20 protein-coding genes are annotated in these 18,978 nt (G+C 64.0%); 10 read left to right on the top strand and 10 right to left on the bottom strand.

Features of this window, described 5'->3' with window-relative positions; translation table 11 throughout:
• Positions 1–157: 157 nt before the first annotated feature.
• Together NCS02_RS06040 and NCS02_RS06035 are read right to left on the bottom strand one after the other, a co-directional pair.
• On the bottom strand, positions 158–799 hold the full coding sequence (locus NCS02_RS06040; protein ID WP_008350316.1) for a CoA transferase subunit B: 642 nt from the start codon (positions 797–799) through the stop codon (positions 158–160).
• Between the two features lie 2 nt (positions 800–801).
• Entirely contained in the window at positions 802–1,506 is a 705-nt protein-coding gene (locus NCS02_RS06035) for a CoA transferase subunit A (protein ID WP_008350318.1), read from the bottom strand.
• A 217-nt stretch (positions 1,507–1,723) separates the two neighbouring features.
• On the opposite strand from NCS02_RS06035, the gene NCS02_RS06030 reads away from it, so the two are divergent.
• The gene (locus NCS02_RS06030) at positions 1,724–2,269 is read left to right on the top strand and encodes a LuxR C-terminal-related transcriptional regulator (protein WP_008350321.1); all 546 of its coding nucleotides are present in this window, start codon (positions 1,724–1,726) and stop codon (positions 2,267–2,269) included.
• A 10-nt stretch (positions 2,270–2,279) separates the two neighbouring features.
• Here NCS02_RS06030 and NCS02_RS06025 read toward each other — a convergent pair whose 3' ends face one another.
• On the bottom strand, positions 2,280–2,717 hold the full coding sequence (locus NCS02_RS06025; RefSeq protein ID WP_008350323.1) for an acyl-CoA thioesterase: 438 nt from the start codon (positions 2,715–2,717) through the stop codon (positions 2,280–2,282).
• A gap of 17 nt (positions 2,718–2,734) precedes the next feature.
• Positions 2,735–3,514, bottom strand: a complete 780-nt coding sequence (locus NCS02_RS06020; protein ID WP_008350325.1) for an SDR family oxidoreductase — start codon at positions 3,512–3,514, stop codon at positions 2,735–2,737.
• 203 nt (positions 3,515–3,717) lie between these two features.
• Between NCS02_RS06020 and NCS02_RS06015 the strand changes: the two genes are divergently transcribed.
• Positions 3,718–5,391 carry an electron transfer flavoprotein-ubiquinone oxidoreductase gene (locus tag NCS02_RS06015; protein WP_250522944.1) on the top strand — a complete coding sequence of 558 codons (1,674 nt, stop codon included), beginning with the start codon at positions 3,718–3,720 and terminating at the stop codon, positions 5,389–5,391.
• Positions 5,392–5,433: 42 nt separating this feature from the next.
• Here the strand turns inward: NCS02_RS06015 and aroC are convergent, their stop codons facing one another.
• From aroC to NCS02_RS06000, 3 genes are all read right to left on the bottom strand, one after another.
• On the bottom strand, positions 5,434–6,540 hold the full coding sequence (gene aroC / locus NCS02_RS06010; protein ID WP_250519397.1) for a chorismate synthase: 1,107 nt from the start codon (positions 6,538–6,540) through the stop codon (positions 5,434–5,436).
• Between the two features lie 52 nt (positions 6,541–6,592).
• Positions 6,593–8,533, bottom strand: a complete 1,941-nt coding sequence (locus NCS02_RS06005; RefSeq protein ID WP_250439579.1) for an MFS transporter — start codon at positions 8,531–8,533, stop codon at positions 6,593–6,595.
• A gap of 183 nt (positions 8,534–8,716) precedes the next feature.
• Positions 8,717–9,169, bottom strand: coding sequence for a CBS domain-containing protein (locus NCS02_RS06000; RefSeq protein ID WP_008350333.1), 453 nt, complete (start codon positions 9,167–9,169; stop codon positions 8,717–8,719).
• A 249-nt stretch (positions 9,170–9,418) separates the two neighbouring features.
• Here NCS02_RS06000 and NCS02_RS05995 point away from each other — a divergent pair, with 249 nt between their 5' ends.
• From NCS02_RS05995 to NCS02_RS05985, 3 genes are all read left to right on the top strand, one after another.
• Positions 9,419–10,756 (top strand): O-acetylhomoserine aminocarboxypropyltransferase, encoded by a 1,338-nt coding sequence (locus NCS02_RS05995; protein ID WP_250519435.1) that lies wholly within the window; start codon positions 9,419–9,421, stop codon positions 10,754–10,756.
• Positions 10,753–11,595 carry an alpha/beta fold hydrolase gene (locus NCS02_RS05990; protein WP_175979952.1) on the top strand — a complete coding sequence of 281 codons (843 nt, stop codon included), beginning with the start codon at positions 10,753–10,755 and terminating at the stop codon, positions 11,593–11,595. The genes NCS02_RS05995 and NCS02_RS05990 overlap by 4 nt, the downstream gene beginning before the upstream one ends.
• A gap of 123 nt (positions 11,596–11,718) precedes the next feature.
• Positions 11,719–12,039 carry an Mpo1-like protein gene (locus NCS02_RS05985; RefSeq protein WP_008350338.1) on the top strand — a complete coding sequence of 107 codons (321 nt, stop codon included), beginning with the start codon at positions 11,719–11,721 and terminating at the stop codon, positions 12,037–12,039.
• An 18-nt stretch (positions 12,040–12,057) separates the two neighbouring features.
• Here the strand turns inward: NCS02_RS05985 and NCS02_RS05980 are convergent, their stop codons facing one another.
• The gene (locus tag NCS02_RS05980; protein ID WP_175979951.1) at positions 12,058–13,365 is read right to left on the bottom strand and encodes a YihY family inner membrane protein; all 1,308 of its coding nucleotides are present in this window, start codon (positions 13,363–13,365) and stop codon (positions 12,058–12,060) included.
• Positions 13,366–13,459: 94 nt separating this feature from the next.
• On the opposite strand from NCS02_RS05980, the gene wrbA reads away from it, so the two are divergent.
• The 5 genes from wrbA to NCS02_RS05955 all read left to right on the top strand — a co-directional run bounded on the left by wrbA (position 13,460) and on the right by NCS02_RS05955 (position 17,626).
• Positions 13,460–14,080 (top strand): NAD(P)H:quinone oxidoreductase, encoded by a 621-nt coding sequence (wrbA, locus tag NCS02_RS05975; RefSeq protein WP_175979950.1) that lies wholly within the window; start codon positions 13,460–13,462, stop codon positions 14,078–14,080.
• On the top strand, positions 14,077–14,472 hold the full coding sequence (locus tag NCS02_RS05970; RefSeq protein ID WP_175979949.1) for a DUF2069 domain-containing protein: 396 nt from the start codon (positions 14,077–14,079) through the stop codon (positions 14,470–14,472). The genes wrbA and NCS02_RS05970 overlap by 4 nt, the downstream gene beginning before the upstream one ends.
• 160 nt (positions 14,473–14,632) lie before the next feature.
• Entirely contained in the window at positions 14,633–16,087 is a 1,455-nt protein-coding gene (locus NCS02_RS05965) for an FAD-binding oxidoreductase (protein ID WP_250434505.1), read from the top strand.
• Positions 16,084–16,887, top strand: a complete 804-nt coding sequence (locus NCS02_RS05960) for a metallophosphoesterase (RefSeq protein WP_250519396.1) — start codon at positions 16,084–16,086, stop codon at positions 16,885–16,887. The genes NCS02_RS05965 and NCS02_RS05960 overlap by 4 nt, the downstream gene beginning before the upstream one ends.
• A gap of 28 nt (positions 16,888–16,915) precedes the next feature.
• Positions 16,916–17,626, top strand: coding sequence for an SOS response-associated peptidase (locus NCS02_RS05955; protein WP_034472073.1), 711 nt, complete (start codon positions 16,916–16,918; stop codon positions 17,624–17,626).
• An 18-nt stretch (positions 17,627–17,644) separates the two neighbouring features.
• On the opposite strand, the gene NCS02_RS05950 is transcribed toward NCS02_RS05955, so the two are convergent.
• Positions 17,645–17,803 (bottom strand): hypothetical protein, encoded by a 159-nt coding sequence (locus NCS02_RS05950; RefSeq protein WP_244807928.1) that lies wholly within the window; start codon positions 17,801–17,803, stop codon positions 17,645–17,647.
• A 124-nt stretch (positions 17,804–17,927) separates the two neighbouring features.
• Positions 17,928–18,866, bottom strand: coding sequence for a LysR family transcriptional regulator (locus NCS02_RS05945; RefSeq protein WP_008350353.1), 939 nt, complete (start codon positions 18,864–18,866; stop codon positions 17,928–17,930).
• Positions 18,867–18,978: the final 112 nt, after the last annotated feature.

Raw genomic sequence — 18,978 nt, 5'->3', positions numbered from 1 at the left:
CACCGGATCGAGCGGGCCTATGCCGAACGGACGACCCCTTCCCGCGTGCACAGATGCGGGCGAAACCCGCAAAAGCAAAGCGGGCGAAGCTCCGAAAGCTTCGCCCGCCCGTGTTCGCGCTCACGCCGAGAGAACCGGCGTTCGTGTCACGCCGCTATCACTTCACGCTCGTGACATCGAGCGGCGCGCCCGTCTTCTTCTGAATTTCCTCGACCGTCACGCCGTCGGCCAGCTCGACGAGCTTGAGGCCATTGTCGGTGACGTCGATCACGCCGAGATCGGTGATGATGCGATCCACGACGCCCACGCCCGTCAGCGGCAGCGAGCACTCTTCGAGGATCTTGTGCTGGTCGCCCTTCGCGACGTGTTCCATCAGTACGACGACTTTCTTCACGCCGGCGACGAGGTCCATCGCGCCGCCCATGCCCTTGATCATCTTGCCGGGGATCATCCAGTTGGCCAGATCGCCCTTCTTGCTGATCTGCATTGCGCCGAGGATCGCCAGGTTGATGTGGCCGCCGCGGATCATCGCGAACGAATCCGCCGACGAAAAGATCGACGAGCCCGGCAGCGTCGTCACGGTCTGCTTGCCGGCGTTGATGAGATCGGCGTCGACTTCGTCTTCATACGGCGACGGCCCGATGCCGAGCAGACCGTTTTCCGACTGCAGCCACACTTCCATGCCGTCCGGAACGTGATTGGCGACGAGCGTCGGCAAGCCGATACCCAGGTTCACGTAGAAGCCGTCCTGCAGTTCCTGCGCCGCGCGCGCGGCCATCTGGTCACGAGTCCAAGCCATGATTACTCTCCTTTCGCGCGGACGATGCGTTGTTCGATGCGCTTTTCCGGCTGCGCATTCAGCACGAGGCGCTGCACGTAGATGCCGGGCAGATGGATCGCGTCCGGATCGAGTTCGCCCGTCTCGACGATTTCTTCCACTTCGGCCACGGTGATCTTGCCGGCCATCGCGCACATCGGGTTGAAGTTGCGCGCGGTGCGCCGGAAGATCAGGTTGCCGGATTTATCGGCCTTCCATGCCTTGACGAGACCGACGTCTGCCGTGAGCGAATGCTCGAGCACGTAATGGTTCTCGCCGAACTGGCGCGTTTCCTTGCCTTCCGCGATCACCGTGCCGAAACCGGTGTTCGTGAAGAACGCCGGAATGCCCGCGCCGCCCGCGCGCAGCTTCTCGGCGAGCGTGCCCTGCGGCGTGAATTCGAGCTCGAGTTCGCCGGCGAGGTATTGGCGCTCGAACTCCTTGTTTTCGCCGACGTACGACGAAATCATCTTCTTGATCTGGCGCGTCTCGAGCAAGAGACCGAGGCCAAAGCCGTCGACGCCCGCGTTATTGCTGATGCAGGTGATGCCCTTGACGCCCGTATCGCGCAGCGCGGCGATGAGCGCTTCGGGAATGCCGCACAGCCCGAAACCGCCGACGGCGAACGTCTGCCCGTCCTTGACGATGTCCTCGAGCGCGGCTTTCGCGCTGGGATAGACCTTGTTCATCTGTGTGTCCCTTCCATGTTGAAACCAACTGAAAATCGGTTTTTTGATGCCGCCGATGCACTGTTCGAGCGCATCGCGCGGCCTTTTGACGTGGCACAAGCGTACTTTGTGCCGATGATCCGGCACAATACGCAAAAATACATAAGTCTTTGCCCGCGCGCGTTGGTTCCCGGCGCTTTTCGCCGCGATACGCAAGGCGCCGCGCGCCCGATCTCACATGCGTGCACTGGATTATCAAACCGCGTTTCAACTTGCGCCCGTCGGGCTCGTGCTTTCGCGCGAGCGCACCATCGAAGACTGCAACGAGCAGCTTTGCGCGATCTTCGGTTCCACGCGCGAGGCGCTCATCGGCAAGTCGTTCGAGGTGCTGTATCCCTCGCCGGACGAGTTCGCGCGCATCGGCGAGCGCATCGCCGCGCATATCAGCAAGGAAGGCACGTACAGCGACGACCGCATCATGAAGCGCAAGAACGGTGAACTGTTCTGGTGTCACGTCACCGGCCGCGCGCTCGACCGGACCGCGCCTCACGCGGCGGGCGTCTGGACATTCGAGGACTTGAGCGCGACGCGGCGGGTCGCGATCGAATTGACACCGCGCGAGCGCGAGATCGCCGCGCAGCTCGTGACGGGCAAGACGAGCAAGCAGATCGGCCGCGTGCTCGATATCAGCCCGCGGACGGTTGATATCTACCGCGCGCGGCTCATGAGAAAGTACGACACGGGCAATGCGACCGAACTGCTGCAACGGCTGCTCGGCACCTGACCTGCGCGCTTTACGGCGCGACGGGCGCGGCGGTCTCGATGATCTGCCGCAACATGTCCGGCAGCGGCACGGACTTGCCCGCCGCGTAGTCGATCCAGACGATTTTCGCCGCGCCGCGCGCATACAGTGCGGCGGGTTCATCGGCGCGATACAGCTCGAAGCGCGTATCGAGACTGCTGCGCCCCGGCTTGCCGACGGACATGCGCCCGATCACGTCGCCGGGATACTGAAGCTGCTTCAGAAACTCCATCGACGCGTTTACGATCACCGGCCCTTGCCCGTCGCCATTGCCGCCGACGAGACCGATCTCTTCGAACCACGAGATACGCACCTGCTCCATGTAGCGGAAATAGACGGTGTTATTGACATGCCCGAAGGCGTCCATGTCGCCCCAGCGGATCGGCATGGAAAGTTCGAAGACGGTGTGGAAATCGTTATGCGTGGTCATTGCGTGCGCTAAAAAGTTCAAAGCGAAAAACCGTCGTCCGCCGAGATGACCGAGCCGTTCATGAACTGCGATTCGTCGGCGGCGAGCAGCAGCAAAAGACCGTCGAGATCGTTTGGCGAGCCCACGCGGCGGCGCGGCAGCAACGAAATGAGCTTTTGCCCCTGCTCGGTCTTCCAGTGGTGGTGGTTGATCTCGGTATCGATATAACCCGGGCAGATCGCGTTGACGTTGATGCCGTGTCGGCCCCATTCGAGCGCCATCGCCTTTGTCATCTGCACGACGGCGGCCTTGCTCATCGAGTAGAGGCCGATCTGCGGAAACACCCGCAAGCCTGCCACCGACGCCACGTTGATGATGCGATAGGCCGGCTTGGCCGCGCTGTTGCTGTTGCCGCGCATGATCATGCGCTTGGCGACCTCTTGCGCGACGAAAAACGCGCCGCGCACGTTCGTGCCGAACACGAATTCGTAGTCCGCGGGCGTGACCTCCGTCAGCTTTTGCGTGGTCGACACGCCCGAGTTATTCACGAGGATGTCGATGGTACCCGCTTCGGTCTCCGCATGCGCGATCGCCGCTTTGATGCTCTGGTAATCGGTGACGTCGAGCGAAACGACGTGCGCTGCGCCGCCCGACGCCTCGATTTCGGCGCGCAGCTCCTTCAGGCGCTCCGTGCGCCGGCTGGCGAGCACCACTTTGGCGCCCGCCTGCGACAGCACTTGCGCGAAACGCTTGCCCAAACCGCTGGACGCGCCGGTAATCAGCGCGACCTTGCCTTCCAGGTTGATCGAACGGCCCATTGTGCTTCCCTTTTTATGGTTGGCTCAGCCCGGGCAGGCACGCGGCGCGCCGATGCGGGCAATAAGCGTCAACACCGATAGCGCGGGTGTCGTGAATAATAGTACGATCGTGCTAAATTAGCGAGCTTTGGTTGCGGCCCGCTTCACCTTCCCTGAAAATACGCGATCCCGAAAGGGCATTCTAACGGCACATAGGAGCATTGATGACCCCGGCGAGCCTCATCGAGCAATACGGTCCCCGCGAATCGATGGAATACGACGTCGTGATCGTCGGCGGCGGACCAGCCGGTTTGTCGGCGGCCATCCGGTTGAAGCAACTGGCGGAAGAAAAAGGCGTCGAGATCGGCGTGTGCGTCCTGGAGAAAGGCTCCGAGATCGGCGCGCACATCCTGTCCGGCGCGGTCATGGATCCGCGCGGCCTGTCCGAGCTCATTCCCGACTGGAAGGAAAAAGGCGCGCCGCTCGACGTCGAAGTGACCGAAGACCGGTTCCTGTTCCTGTCGCAAAACGACGCGAAGCAGGTGCCGAACTGGCTTCTCCCCGACAACTTCAAGAATCACGGCAATTACGTCATATCGCTCGCCAATGTCACGCGCTGGCTCGGCCAGCAGGCCGAGGCGGTGGGAGTCGAGATCTTCCCGGGCTTCCCGGCCGCCGAAGTCTTGTATGCGGACGACGGTTCGGTGCGCGGCGTCGTCACCGGCAACATGGGTGTCGGCAAGGACGGCGAGCCGACGGAGAATCTTCAGCTCGGCATGGAACTGCACGCGAAATACACGCTTTTCTGCGAAGGCGCGCGCGGGCATCTGGGCCGTCAGCTCATCGAGAAATTCAAGCTCAACAAGAATGCCGATCCGCAGGTGTACGGCATCGGCATCAAGGAATTGTGGGAAATCGACCCGGTCAAGCACAAGCCCGGTCTCGTGATCCACACGGCCGGCTGGCCGCTGGAACCCGACACCTACGGCGGTTCGTTCCTCTACCACATGGACAACAATCAGGTGGTGGTCGGCTTCGTCGTCGGGCTCGGGTATTCGAATCCGTATCTGTCGCCATTCGAGGAATTCCAGCGCTACAAGACGCATCCGTCGATCCGCGCGTTCCTCGAAGGCGGCAAGCGCATTTCCTACGGCGCGCGCGCGATCACCGCCGGCGGCCTGATGTCGCTGCCGAAGCTCGCGTTTCCGGGCGGCGCGCTTGCCGGCGACGACGCCGGTTTCCTCAACGCATCGCGCATCAAGGGCAGCCACGCGGCGATCAAGTCCGGCAAGATGGCCGCCGAAGCCGCGTTCGAAGCCGTTCAGGCGGGACGCCAGAACGACGAACTCACGGCCTATCCCGAAGCGTTCGACAGTTCGTGGCTCAAGACCGAACTCTACCGCGCGCGCAACTTCAAGCAGTGGATGAGCAAGGGTCTGTACCTCGGCACGTTCATGGTCGGTCTGGAGCAAAAGGTGATGGGCGGCAACGTGCCGTGGACGCTGCATCATCAGCACTGGGATCACGAGATGCTGAAGCCGGCGTCGCAATGCAAGCCGATCGTCTATCCGAAGCCGGACGGCAAGCTCACGTTCGACCGTCTCTCGTCGGTGTTCATCTCGAACACGAACCACGAAGAGAATCAGCCCCCGCATCTGACGCTCAAGGATCCGAGCGTGCCGGTCAACGTGAACCTGCGCACGTATGCCGGTCCTGAAAGCCGCTACTGCCCCGCCGCCGTGTACGAGTTCGTCAAGTCGGACGACGGCAACGAGCGCCTGCAGATCAATGCGCAGAACTGCGTGCATTGCAAGACCTGCGACATCAAGGACCCGACGCAGAACATCGTCTGGGTTACGCCGGAAGGCGGCGGCGGGCCGAACTATCCGAACATGTGAGGTCTGAAACGACAAAGGGCGCCAAATCGGCGCCCTTTTCTTTTAATTCGACGGCGCTTGAGCCGCGATCTTCGGCGTTCCGACTTCCACATCGCCGCATTGCGCACGATGCCGCAGCGCGTGATCCATCAGCACCAGCGCGAGCAGCGCTTCGGCGATCGGCGTCGCGCGGATGCCGACGCACGGATCGTGACGGCCGAAGGTCTCGACCGTCGCACTGGCGCCGTCCTTGTCGATCGACTGACGCGGCGTGCGGATGCTCGACGTCGGCTTGATGGCGATCGACACCGTGATGTCCTGCCCGCTCGAAATGCCGCCGAGGATGCCGCCCGCATTGTTCGTCGCGAAGCCTTCGGGCGTCATTTCGTCGCCGTGCTGCGAGCCGCGTTGCGCGACGCTCGCGAAGCCCGCGCCGATCTCGACGGCCTTCACGGCGTTCAGGCCCATCATCGCGTGGGCGATATCGGCGTCCAGGCGATCGTAAAGCGGCTCGCCGAGACCGACCGGCACGCCCGTCGCGACGACTTCGATGCGCGCACCGACCGAATCGCCGTCGCGACGCAGGTTGTCCATGTATTCCTCGAGCTGCGGCACGATTGCTTCGTTCGCCGAGAAAAACGGATTCTCGGGCACGTGGCGCCAGTCGACGAACGGAATGTCGATTTCCCCGAGCGCGCTCATGCGGCCGTGCGTTTCGAGACCGAACTTCTCACGCAACCACTTCTTCGCAACCGCGCCGGCGGCGACGGTCGGCGCGGTCAGACGCGCCGATGACCGGCCACCGCCGCGATAGTCGCGCACGCCGTACTTCTGCCAATAGGTGTAGTCCGCGTGACCGGGACGGAAGGTCTGCGCGATGTTGCCGTAGTCCTTGCTGCGCTGATCGGTATTGCGGATCAGGAGCGCGATCGGCGTGCCGGTCGTCACGCCCTCGAACACGCCGGAAAGAATCTCGACCTGATCCGCTTCCTGCCGCTGCGTGACGTGACGCGACGTGCCGGGGCGGCGCCGGTCGAGTTCGATCTGAATATCGGCTTCGCTGAGCGCCATGCCCGGCGGGCAACCATCGATCACGCAGCCGATCGCCGGACCGTGCGACTCGCCGAAATTCGTGACGGTGAAGAGCGTGCCAAGGGTATTGCCGGACATGAGCGTCGACCTGAAAAAAGTGTCGGGGAAACCGCTATTATGCCAGCGCCGTCTACCGCCGCGCGCCGCGCAAGACCGACACGGCTTCCTGCAGATGCGCGGGCGTCGCGTCCTCTGGCGCGATCGGTTCGCCGACCGCGAGCGTCAGCCGCGTCATCGCCCCACGCTGGATCGGACGCGGCCATTGCGCATCTTCGTGGCGCGAGAACACGCTGCCCCACAGACCGCGCAGCGCCATCGGCACGACGGGCGCCGGATGGCGCCGCAGAATCTCCGAGATGCCGTGCCGGAACGGATTGATATCCCCCGTGCGCGTCAGCTTGCCTTCGGGAAAGATGCAGACGAGATCGCCGTCATCCAAAGCCCGCGTGCAGGCGGCGTACGCGCGTTCGAGCATGTCGGCGTCCTCGTGTGCGGGCGCGATCGGAATCGCCTTCACATGCCGGAACATCCAGCCGACGAACGGCGTGCGAAAGATGCGGTGATCCATCACGAAGCGAATCGGCCGCGGACTTTCGGCCATGATGACGACCGCATCGACGAAGCTCACGTGATTGCACACGAGCACGGCCGCGCCATGCGCCGGGATGCGCTCGGCGTCGACGAGACGGATCCGATAGAACGTGTGCACCAGAATCCACGCGATGAAGCGCAGCAAGAACTCCGGCACCAGCGAATAGATATAGACCGCGACGACGACGTTGAGCAGCGCGGTCGTCAGAAAGAGTCCCGGAATGCCGACGCCCAACGACGTAAGCGCGAGCGCCATCAGCGCCGACACGATCATGAAAAACGAATTGAGGATGTTGTTCGCCGCGATGATGCGCGCGCGATGAGTCGGCTGACTGCGCGCCTGGATCAGCGCGTAGAGCGGCACGCTGTAGAAGCCGCCGAACATGGCGAGCAGAAAGAGATCCGCGAGAATGCGCCAGTGCGGCAGCGTCATCAGGAATTCGCCGACGTTGAGCAGATGCCCGGCCGGCGCGATGCGATGGCTCGCGAAGAACAAATCGATCGCGAACACGCTGATGCCGATCGAGCCGAGCGGCACGAGCCCGATCTCGACGCGCCGCTTCGAAAGCCGCTCGCACAGTAGCGATCCCGTGCCGATGCCGATGGAAAACGTCGCGAGAAGGATGGTCACGACGTCGGGATCGGCGGAAAGCACGTCCTTCGCGAAATTGAAGAACGATGTGAGAAAGGTTGCGCCGACGAACCACAGCCACGAAATGCCGAGCAGGCTCAGAAACACCGTGCGGTCCTGCTTCGCGAGCTTCAGATTGCGCCATGTCTCCGAGACCGGATTCCAGTTGATGCGCAAGTCCGGCTGCGATGCGTCCGACTTCGGCACGAACGCCGACGCTACGCGCCCGACGATCGCGAACGCGATGCACGCGATCGCGAGGAGCATCGCGCCGTGTTCCGACGCGCCCGCCGCCGCCCCGCCGATGATCGTGCCGATCAGGATCGCGACGAAGGTGCCCATCTCGACGAGTCCGTTGCCGCCGACGAGTTCATGCGAATCGAGATGCTGCGGCAGATACGCGTATTTGACGGGGCCGAAGACGGTCGAATGCACGCCCATCAAAAACGTGCACGCGTAAAGCAGCGGCGCGCTGTGCAGCAGAAAACCCGCGCCGCCGATCAGCATCACGACGATCTCGAAGCTCTTCACGAGCCGCGCGAGCACGGCCTTGTCGTACTTGTCGGCGATCTGGCCGGACGTCGCGGAGAACAGCAAGAACGGCACGATGAAAATCGCGGAAATGAGAAACGCGGCGGTCTTCGGATCGACGCCGGAGAAGCGCGCGGCCTGAAACGTCACGAGCGACGTGAAGCCGACCTTGAAGACGTTGTCGTTCATTGCGCCGAGGAACTGCGTCCAGAAGAACGGCGCGAAACGGCGCTCGCGCAACAGGCGAAACTGGCCGTCGCCTTCGGCTTGGGAACGTCGGGAAGCGCGCGGCGAGGCGCGCAGCGGTTTGTCACTCATGTCTTGCGCAATAGTTGAGTTCGGCGTTGATCGCGCAATGTCCGCGGTCGAATCCGAATGGAAGGGAAACCGGGCGAAATGCTAACCCTCCCACTTGGGCCAGACGTAAAAAAGCGCGCCATGAGGGCGCGCTTCGGTGGGTCCGATGCACGCGAAGCGCGACGCCTCGCGACATCGACATGCTCAGCGTGCTTCTTCCTGCTGCTCCGGCCAGTCGCGGATATACGCCTTCAGCATGCGATTTTCGAAACCCTGCTCTTCGACGACCGCCTTGGCGACGTCATAAAACGAGATGACGCCCATCAACTGACGCTTTTCCATGACCGGCAGATAGCGCACGTGATGTTCGAGCATCATGCGGCGCACTTCGTTTACGTCCGTTTCGGGCGTGCAGGTGAGCGGATGGTCGTCCATGACCTTGCGGATGGTCGTCGCGCCGACCGAGCCGCCATTGTTGTGCAACGTCAGGATGATTTCGCGGAAAGTCAGCATGCCGACCAGATCGCCGTACTCCATGACGACGAGAGAGCCGATATCGTGCGCGGCCATCGTGTCGATTGCGTCGGAGAGCGGCGTGTCCGGTGTCACGGTGAACAGCGTGTTGCCCTTAACTTTCAGAATGTCGCTGACTCGCATGACTGTCTCCTAGCGAAATGCCTGTTCGATTGGCCGAACGATGATGAAACCATAGGCCGATGCTATCGGAAAGGCCCGCAAAAGGAAAGCGAACGGGACGACGGTTCGCCCGCATTGGCCGAACGGACAAGGCTTTGCGCGATCGAAGGCCGCGCGTTCGCCCTAGGTTTGGGCGCGCGCATCCGATGTTAGGATGATTGACCCTCATTTTCGCCGCACGCCGGCCGTCTCGCGCGCCGGCCGCCTATGATGCCAGCCAACCGTTTCGACACGCTCGCGCTGCACGCGGGCGCCGCGCCCGATCCCGTCACCGGCGCGCGCGCGACGCCGATTTATCAGACGACGTCGTTCACCTTTCGCGACAGCGATCACGCCGCCGCGCTCTTCAACATGGAGCGCTCGGGGCACGTGTACTCGCGCATCTCGAATCCGACCGTCGCGGTGTTCGAGGAGCGCGTCGCGGCGCTCGAAGGCGGCGTCGGCGCCATCGGCACGGCGAGCGGCCAGGCCGCGCTGCATCTCGCGATCGCGACGCTGATGGGCGCGGGCTCGCACATCGTCGCGTCCAGCGCGCTCTACGGCGGCTCGCACAATCTGCTGCATTACACGCTGCGGCGCTTCGGCATCGAGACGACATTCGTGAAGCCGCACGATCTCGATGCATGGCGCGCGGCGGCACGGCCGAACACGCGGCTTTTCTTCGGCGAAACGCTCGGCAATCCGGGGCTCGACGTGCTCGACATTGCGGGCGTCGCGGAAATTGCGCACGAGCACGCCGTGCCGCTGCTCGTCGATTCCACGTTCACGACGCCGTATCTGCTGCGTCCGTTCGAGCACGGCGCGGATCTCGTCTATCACTCCGCGACCAAGTTTCTCGGCGGACATGGGACGACGATCGGCGGCGTGCTCGTCGACGGCGGCACGTTCGATTTCACCGCGAGCGGACGCTTCCCCGAGTTCACCGAGCCTTACGACGGCTTTCACGGCATGGTGTTCGCCGAAGAGAGCACCGTCGCGCCGTTCCTGTTGCGCGCGCGGCGCGAAGGCTTGCGCGATTTCGGCGCGTGTCTGCATCCGCAGGCGGCGTGGCAACTGCTGCAAGGCATCGAAACCTTGCCGCTACGCATGGATCGGCATGTCGCGAATACGCGCAAGGTGATCGAGTTCCTGCTGAGTTCGCCGGCAGTGGAAGGCGTGGCCTATCCCGAACTGCCGACGCATCGCGATCACGCGCTCGCCGGACGTCTCTTGCCGCGCGGCGCCGGCGCGGTCTTCAGCTTCGATCTGAAGGGCGGCGTGCCGGCGGCGCGCAAGTTCATCGAAACGCTCACGCTGTTTTCGCATCTCGCGAACGTCGGCGATGCGCGCTCGCTCGTGATTCATCCCGCATCCACGACGCACTTCCGCATGGATGCCGCCGCGCTCGAAGCTGCGGGCATCGGGCCGGGGCGCATCCGTCTGTCGATCGGACTGGAAGATCCCGACGATCTCATCGACGATCTCAAGCGCGCGCTGAAAGCCGCGCAGAAAGCGGCAGAAAGCGCTCCGGACGCGAGCGCCGCCGCGCCGCTCGGGAGCCGCGGATGATCCTCGACGTCCACGGCCGCGCGGCCTATGCCTACACCGGCGGCAAGCCTTTCGACGCGACGCGCCCCGCCGTCGTGTTCATTCACGGCGCGGAACACGATCACAGCGTCTGGGCCTTGCAGACGCGCTATTTCGCGCATCACGGTTTCGGCGTGCTCGCGCTCGATCTGCCGAGTCACGGAAGAAGCGCCGGTCCCGCGCTTTCGACCATCGGCGAGTTCGCCGACTGGGTCATCGCCGTGCTCGACGCGGCCGGCGTGCAGCAAGCGCTCTTCGTCGGCCACAGCATGGGCTCGCTGATCGCACTCGATGCCGCTGGCCGCTATCCCGACCGCGCGGCGGGTCTCGCCCTGCTCGCGACGGCCGCGCCGATGGCCGTCTCCGATACGCTGCTCGACGCCGCACGCGAGCACGAGCCCGAAGCCATCGCGATGGTCAACCAATGGTCGCATTCGACGATCGCCGCGAAGCCGTCGAGTCCCGCGCCGGGCTTCTGGCTGCAAGGCGTGAATCAGCGGCTCATGGAACGCGTGAGCCTGCGCGGCGAAGCGCTGCTTTTTCACACCGATTTCAGCGCCTGCAACACCTACGCCGACGCGCTCGAACGCGCGGCCGCCGTGCGTTGCCCGGTGTGCATCGTGAGCGGCAAGCGCGACCTGATGACGCCGCCGCGCGCTGCCCGTCCGCTCGTCGATGCCTTCAGGAAAGCCGGCGCGTCCTTGAAGACCGTGGAACTCGATGCGGGCCACGCGATCATGACCGAGCAGCCCGACGCGACGCTCGATGCGCTGTTCGCTTTCGCGCTCGCGTGCGCCAGCGCGAAAGCGCCGTCGGCCTGAAAACGCGCGTGCGGCGGGCCGCGCAAGCCCGCCGTGGCTGCTTGCATGGCGCGACTGGCAGTCGCAGAATGATTCTTGCTGGCTAATCTTCAGACACCGGCACGCATCATCAGGGAGGCCGTCATGGCGCACACCGCACATGGTGAACATTTCGCGAATTTCGCCGAGTTTTATCCCTATTACCTCGAAGAGCATCGCAACCTGGTGTCGCGCAGGCTGCACTTCATCGGATCGCTGGGCGTGATCGGCTGCCTCGCGATGGCGATCGCTACCGGCGACTGGCTCTGGCTGCCCGCGGCCGTCGTCTGCGGTTACGGCTTCGCGTGGATCGGCCATTTCTTTTTCGAGAAGAACCGCCCCGCGACGTTTCGCCACCCGATCTACAGCCTGATGGGCGACTGGGTGATGTTCAAGGACATCTGCGTCGGCAGAATCTCGCTTTGATATGCGTCGAACGAAGGCTCAGGCCGGCTGCTCCGGCATGGACGAGCGCGGCACCTCGCGCAGACGCGCGCTCGTCAGCGCAGACGCGCGTGCCGCGATCAGCGAGCCGAGCGTGATTTCCAGCTTCTCGTTATCCAGCGCGTTCATCAACGCGCCGCAGTCGACCTGCGCCGCATCCAGCTTCAGTTGATATTCGAGTTCCGCGCGATCGATCACGAACTGCTCGAAGAGCATCGTCACCGTGATCTGATTCGGATTGGCGATCAGCACATAACGCGGCATGCGCGAATCCTCCAGCCTGCCGATCCAGCCGAGCGCGTCGAGCCGCGCGATCAGCCTCGTCGACGTATCGAGATCGCAGCGCGCCAGGGTCGAAAGCTGCAAGGACGTGTAGCCGGGCTTGCCCTCGTCCCGCGCCTCGACGAGCCGCGCGAGGATCTCGAGTGCATCGAGCAGATCGCTGCCCGGAAAATCGCGCCGATGATATTGCCCCGTGCGAATCGCAGGCAGCGCGGATGTGACCATCGCGCCGATGAGCGCGAACATCCAGCACAGATACACCCACAGCAGAAAGACCGGCAGCGCCGCGAACGCGCCGTAGACGGCGGTGTAGGTCGGAATGCGCCGTACGTAATAGCCGAAGCCGCGCTTGCCGAGTTCGAACGCGACCGCCGCGATCAGCCCGCCGACGATCGCATCGCGCCATTCGACCTTGCAGTTCGGCATATAGACGTAGATGAACGTGAAGGCGAGCGCCGTCAGCGGCAGCGAGACGCCTGTGAGCGCCCATTCGACGATCGGCGGCATCAGGTTGTGCGAGCCCGCGAACGCGACCGAATGCGCGAACACGTACGAGGAGATCGACAGGCTGCAGCCGAAGAGAATCGGCCCGAGCGTGATGATCGACCAGTAGACGAGCACGCGCTGCGCGATCGGGCGCGCCTTCTTCACGCGCCAGATCACGTTGAACGCGGACTCGACCGTCATCATCGTCATGACGGAGGTCACGAACAGGATGATCATGCCGACGGTCGTCAGCCCCTTCGCCTTCGACGCGAACTGGTTCAGATACTTGAAGATCTGATCGTTGATCTGCGGCGGCATCAGGTGCACCGCGAGGAAGTCCTGAAGCGACGCCTGGAAGGAGCCAAAGATCGGGAACGCGGTGAAGAGCGCGAACGCGACCGTGGCGAGTGGCACGAGCGACAACACGCTCGTGAACGTGAGGCTGCCCGCCACTTGCGCGACGCGGTCTTCGCCGATGCGCCGCGCGACAAAACTGGCGAGACGCCTGACCGCCGCGAGATCGATAAAAACGTGCTGCAAACGCGTTCTCCCGTCATGGCGTCCCGCGTGCAAAGCCGCTTCTCGCCACGAAAATCACCCAATACCTATAATAGCCGTTCACTAAAAAAGCCTTATGAACGACATCCTCGTGCTTTACTACAGCCGCCACGGCGCGACGCGCGAGCTCGCACTCGCAATCGCCCAGGGCGTCGATAGCGTGGCCGGCATGCAGGCGCGTGTGCGAACCGTGCCGCCGGTTTCCACGGTCTGCGAAGCGACCCAGCCCGACATTCCCGCCGACGGACCGCCCTACGCCGAATTGCGCGATCTCGAAGAATGCGCCGGCCTCGCGCTCGGCTCGCCTACGCGCTTCGGCAACATGGCCGCGCCGCTCAAGTACTTCCTCGACGGCACCACGCCGCAATGGCTGTCCGGCGCGCTTTCGGGCAAGCCTGCCAGCGTGTTCACGTCCACCGGCAGCCTGCACGGCGGCCAGGAAAGCACGCTTCTTTCGATGATGCTGCCGCTGCTGCACCACGGCATGATGATCGTCGGCATCCCGTACACCGAATCGCGGCTCACCACGACGCAAAGCGGCGGCACGCCCTACGGCGCGTCTCATCACGCCCGCGCGGGCGGCGACGAAAATCAGCGGCACGGCATTTCCGCCGATGAGAAGGCGCTCGCAATCGCGCTCGGCGCACGGCTCGCACGCACCGCGCTCAATCTCGCGCGCGGCGCCCGTTCCGCATGACCACGCCGATCTCCACAGCACGTCCCAACGGCGCGCTCGCATCGGGCGCGCTTGCGAGCCTCGTGGCGCTCGTCGTGCTCGCGCTCGTCTGGGAGCTCTGGCTCGCGCCGCTGCGTCCGGGCGCATGGGCGCTTGCGCTGAAGGCGCTGCCGCTCGCGTGCGCGCTGCCGGGCGTCGCGCGCAAAAATCTCTACACGCTGCAATGGGCGTCGATGCTCGTGCTGCTGTATTTCGCCGAAGGCATCGTGCGCGGCATGACCGATGCGCGCCTCCCCGCGTCGCTCGCCTGGCTGGAAGCAGCGCTCGCCCTCGCGTTCTTCGTCTGCGCGCTCGCGTACGTCGCGCCCTTCAAACGCGCGGCCCGGTTGAACGCTCGTGCGGAAAAAAGCTGAAACGTTCGCTTTTTTCGCCCGCGTTCTGCCCGGACGTGATGCTTTGTAGCATGAAACCTCACCGTGCGCGCGTGCCTATGCCATTCGGACGAGGGTCGCGCGCCGCTCGCCTGCGCGATACTGTGCACTACGCTCTACCGGATCCTTTGCCCATCTGCCCATGACCGCCACTCAAGCTTTCATCGCCGCGTGCGCCGACGCTCTCGGTGCATCGCATGTCCTGACCGACGCCTACGATACCGAGCCGTACCTCGTCGACTGGCGCAAGCGCTATCGCGGCACTGCGTGCGCCGTGCTGCTGCCCGCCGATACCGCGCAGGTCGCGGCCGTGGTCCGGATCGCTCGCGAGCATCGCGTCGCGATCGTGCCGCAGGGCGGCAACACCGGTCTCGCAGGCGGCGCAACGCCAGATTCGAGCGGGGCGCAAGCCGTCATCAGCCTGAAGCGGCTCAATCGCGTGCGCGGCGTCGATCCGCATAACAACACGATCACCGTCGAAGCGGGCGTCGTGCTCGCCGAAATCCAGGCGCGCGCCGAAGAAGCGCAACGGTTGTTCCCGTTGAGTCTCGCCGCCGAAGGCAGCTGCACCATCGGCGGCAATCTCTCGACGAACGCGGGCGGCACTGGCGTGCTGCGCTATGGCAACACGCGCGAGCTGTGTCTCGGCCTCGAAGTCGTGACGCCGCAGGGCGAAATCTGGGACGGCCTGCGCGGGCTGCGCAAGGACAACACCGGCTACGATCTGCGCGATCTCTTCATCGGGGCGGAAGGCACGCTAGGCATCATCACGGCGGCGGTCATGAAGCTGCATCCCGCGCCGGTCGCGAAGGTCACGGCGCTGGCCGGGCTCGCTTCGCCGCATGCCGCGCTCGACTTTCTCTCGCTGGCGCAGCATCACGCGGGCGCGCTTCTGACCGGCTTCGAGCTGATGTCCGATTTCTCGATGCGGCTCGTCGGCAAGCATTTCCCGCAACTGCGCTATCCGTTCGGCGAACCGCACGCGCAAACCGTGCTGCTCGAACTTTCCGACAGCGAAAGCGACGAGCACGCCCGCGCCCTCTTCGAGCGGCTGATGGAAGAAGCGCTCGAGAAGGGCATCGTGGAAGATGCCGTCGTCGCGGAAAACCTCGCGCAGTCGCAGGCTTTCTGGGATCTGCGCGAGCATATTCCGCTCGCGCAGGCCGAGGAAGGTCTGAACATCAAACATGACATCGCCGTGCCCATTTCGAGCATCGGGCGGTTCATCGAGGAAACCGATGCGATCATCGCGAAGACAGTGCCCGGCGTGCGCATGGTGACGTTCGGCCATCTCGGCGACGGCAACCTGCACTACAACGTGCAGGCGCCCGAAGGCGTCGACCCAAAGCGCTTCCTCGGCGAATTCCAGACGCCGATCAACGCGCTCGTGTATGACCAGGTGCACCGGCACCGCGGCAGCATCAGCGCGGAGCACGGCATCGGCCAGTTGAAGGTGGATGAAGCGATGCACTACAAGTCGCCGGTCGAAGTCCGTCTCATGCAGACGATCAAGGCCGCGCTCGATCCGGACAACCTGATGAATCCCGGCAAGGTCGTGCGCTGGAACGCGACGCTCGCGAAGGAGAACATCGCATGAAGATTCGCGTGCTGTCGGACCTGCATCTCGAATGCGACGAGCCGCTGGCGATTCCGTATGCACAGGCCGATCTCGTCGTGCTGGCTGGCGACATTCACAACCACGCCGAAGGTTTGCGCTGGGCCGCGGAAAATTTCGATTCCGACGTGCCCGTCGTCTACGTGCCCGGCAATCACGAATACTACGACGCCGAGTTCGGCGCGATGGAAGCGGCAATGCAGGACGCCGCGCGCAGCGTCGACAACGTGCACTATCTGAACAACGCGTCGCTGGTGGATCGGCGCGGCGCGTGGCGCGTGCTTGGCACGACGCTGTGGACCGACTTCGCGCTGTTCGGCTCCGGCGATGCGCAAATCGAAAACGCCAAGGCCGCGTGCACGAAAGTGATGCTCGACTATAAGGGCCTCATTCAACTCGCGTGGCCCGAGCCGGACGGCGAACCGCGCGAATTCGCACCGGACGATTCCCTCGCGCTGCACGAACAGTCGCGCGCATGGCTCGAGAGCGAACTCGCGAAGCCGTTCGCAGGGCAAACGATCGTCGTCACGCACCACGCGCCGATGCGCCAGAGCCTCGCGCCGCGTTACGCGGAAGATCTCGTGTCCGCGGGCTTCGTGAATCATCTGCCGTCGCTCGTGCGCGCGCCCGCGTCGTTGTGGATTCACGGCCACACGCATACGTCGTTCGATTACGAAGTGGACGGCACGCGCGTCGTGTGCAATCCGCGCGGCTACTTCAGCCGCCGCGAGCAACGGTGGGAGAATCCGGATTTCGCGTGGGACAAGGTCGTCGAAATTTGAAACGTCGCGGACTTTGCGGAGGAACGCCATGTGCGGCCGAATCAGCCAGTACCGACTGCCGATGCATTACGCGCAGCGTCTGCATCTGAGAAATCCGTTCGTGCTGGTCGATGCCGCCGACAGGCGTCCCGGCTATAACCTGTCGCCCGGCACGCATCCGCTCGCCGTCTATCCCGACGAAACCATCCGCGCGGTGCATTGGGGCTATTGCCCGCCGTGGGCGATTCAGAAGAAGCTGCCGCAGACCATCAACGCGCGCGTCGAGACGGCGGCGACGAGCGCGTATTTCAAGCATTTATGGAAGAAGGCGCGCATTCTCGTGCCGGCCGATGGCTGGTTCGAATGGCGTATCGAGCCACGCCCGGGAGACCCCGCCGCGAAGCCTTTCAAGCAGCCCTACTTCATCCAGCGCGCGGACGGCGAGCCGATGTACCTCGCCGCGCTGACGAGCATCATGCGCGACGACGACGCTGCCGCGCCCGGCGCGGGCTTCGTCATCGTGACGGCGGCGGCGGACGAAGGACTCGTCGACGTGCATGACCGGCGTCCGCTCGTGTTCGCGCCGGCAAACGCGCGCCGCTGGCTCGATCCGGACGCGTCGCCCGACGATCTCGCGGCGCTCGTCGAGTCGGACGGCGTGCCGGCGTCGCACTTCGTCTGGCACCGCGTATCGGCCGATGTGAATCGCGCGACCAATGATGAGCCGCGACTCATCGAGCCGCTCGAAGCCTCGCTGTGAAGGCTGTGTGAAGTTCGTTTAGCGCCGCGGCCGATCGTCGTCGATACGGATCGGCACCAGGCGCCGCTTCGCCTCGCGCTCCGACTGCGCGCGCATGGCGTTGAACAGATCGCGCGACGCCGGAACGGCGATCAGGACGAGAAGCGCGGCGAGTGCGAGCAAAAGAGGCGTACTCATGTGACTTATCCCGGTCAAAGATGCGTGAGAACCAGTGCAGAAAGTATCAAGCTGCGGACAAATCGTGAGTAAGCAAGTGTTGCGCCGCGGCTTTTTTCGTAACTGAACGCAGCTTCATCCGTGTTCAGGCGACGACGAATTCCTTGAGCGATTCCGCGTCGGCCGCGAGCGTGTCGGGCAGCGCCTCGCGCAGGAACTCGACCCACGTGCGGATCTTGGCATCGAGATACTGCCGCGACGGATAGAGCGCGTACACGTTCAACTCCTGCATCGTGTATTGCGGCAGCACGCGCACGAGCGTGCCCGCGCGCAAGCCCGGCAGCGCGGACGACGTCGGCAGCACGCCAATGCCCATGCTTTCGCGGATCGCGGCGACCATCGCCTCGGCGACGTTGACCGTGAACGTGGACGGCCCGAGACTCACCGTCTCCTGACCGTTCGGGCCGTCGAAAACCCAGCGGTCGGCCGGAAACACCGGCGTCATCAGATGCAGGCAGGTATGGCGCACGAGATCGGAGAGCACATGCGGCGCGCCGTTCTTCTCGATGTACGCCGGCGACGCGCACGCGATGCTGTACACCGAGCCGAGACGCGCCGACACGAGACCCGAATCCGGCAGATCGGAAGCGAGCACGATCGACACGTCGTAGCCCTCGTCGAGCAGATCGGGCACGCGCTGCGCGAGCGTCAGATCGACCTGCACCGAAGGATGCCGCTGCTGATAGCGCGAAATCATCGGCACGACGTAGTGCTGGCCGAAGCTCGTCATCGAATGGACCTTGAGCTTGCCGGACGGACGCGCGTGCGCATCGCCGGCCTCGGCTTCCGCCTGATCGACATAGGCGAGGATTTGCTCGCAGCGTTGCAGATAGCGCTCGCCCGCTTCGGTGAGCGCGATGCGCCGCGTTGTCCGGTTCAGCAAGCGCGCGCGCAAGTGCGCCTCGAGGTCGGATACGGCGCGCGATGCGTAAGCCGTCGTCGTGTTCAGATGCTGCGCGGCCGCGGTGAAGCTGCCCGCTTCCACGACCCGCACAAATACGCGCATGTTCTGGAGCGTGTCCATGCCGCTAATTCCGTCTTAAAAATCGTTCGTGACTCGGATTGTTACACGCGTAACAACAACGATTATCACATCCCTCGTAAAAATGCTTTGCATCCTTGCGGGTTATTCGACA

This window comes from Caballeronia sp. NCF2 (assembly GCF_023631205.1).
GTDB classification, from domain to species: Bacteria; Pseudomonadota; Gammaproteobacteria; order Burkholderiales; family Burkholderiaceae; genus Caballeronia; species Caballeronia zhejiangensis.
This window is presented reverse-complemented; position numbering and strand designations above follow the sequence as displayed.

Coding starts and splice junctions, on each gene's coding strand:
- NCS02_RS06040 (WP_008350316.1), bottom strand. CDS start 799: ATGGCTTGGACTCGTGACCAGATGGCCGCGCGCGCGGCGCAGGAACTG.
- NCS02_RS06035 (WP_008350318.1), bottom strand. CDS start 1,506: ATGAACAAGGTCTATCCCAGCGCGAAAGCCGCGCTCGAGGACATCGTC.
- NCS02_RS06030 (WP_008350321.1), top strand. CDS start 1,724: ATGCGTGCACTGGATTATCAAACCGCGTTTCAACTTGCGCCCGTCGGG.
- NCS02_RS06025 (WP_008350323.1), bottom strand. CDS start 2,717: ATGACCACGCATAACGATTTCCACACCGTCTTCGAACTTTCCATGCCG.
- NCS02_RS06020 (WP_008350325.1), bottom strand. CDS start 3,514: ATGGGCCGTTCGATCAACCTGGAAGGCAAGGTCGCGCTGATTACCGGC.
- NCS02_RS06015 (WP_250522944.1), top strand. CDS start 3,718: ATGACCCCGGCGAGCCTCATCGAGCAATACGGTCCCCGCGAATCGATG.
- aroC (WP_250519397.1), bottom strand. CDS start 6,540: ATGTCCGGCAATACCCTTGGCACGCTCTTCACCGTCACGAATTTCGGC.
- NCS02_RS06005 (WP_250439579.1), bottom strand. CDS start 8,533: ATGAGTGACAAACCGCTGCGCGCCTCGCCGCGCGCTTCCCGACGTTCC.
- NCS02_RS06000 (WP_008350333.1), bottom strand. CDS start 9,169: ATGCGAGTCAGCGACATTCTGAAAGTTAAGGGCAACACGCTGTTCACC.
- NCS02_RS05995 (WP_250519435.1), top strand. CDS start 9,419: ATGCCAGCCAACCGTTTCGACACGCTCGCGCTGCACGCGGGCGCCGCG.
- NCS02_RS05990 (WP_175979952.1), top strand. CDS start 10,753: ATGATCCTCGACGTCCACGGCCGCGCGGCCTATGCCTACACCGGCGGC.
- NCS02_RS05985 (WP_008350338.1), top strand. CDS start 11,719: ATGGCGCACACCGCACATGGTGAACATTTCGCGAATTTCGCCGAGTTT.
- wrbA (WP_175979950.1), top strand. CDS start 13,460: ATGAACGACATCCTCGTGCTTTACTACAGCCGCCACGGCGCGACGCGC.
- NCS02_RS05970 (WP_175979949.1), top strand. CDS start 14,077: ATGACCACGCCGATCTCCACAGCACGTCCCAACGGCGCGCTCGCATCG.
- NCS02_RS05965 (WP_250434505.1), top strand. CDS start 14,633: ATGACCGCCACTCAAGCTTTCATCGCCGCGTGCGCCGACGCTCTCGGT.
- NCS02_RS05960 (WP_250519396.1), top strand. CDS start 16,084: ATGAAGATTCGCGTGCTGTCGGACCTGCATCTCGAATGCGACGAGCCG.
- NCS02_RS05955 (WP_034472073.1), top strand. CDS start 16,916: ATGTGCGGCCGAATCAGCCAGTACCGACTGCCGATGCATTACGCGCAG.
- NCS02_RS05950 (WP_244807928.1), bottom strand. CDS start 17,803: ATGAGTACGCCTCTTTTGCTCGCACTCGCCGCGCTTCTCGTCCTGATC.
- NCS02_RS05945 (WP_008350353.1), bottom strand. CDS start 18,866: ATGGACACGCTCCAGAACATGCGCGTATTTGTGCGGGTCGTGGAAGCG.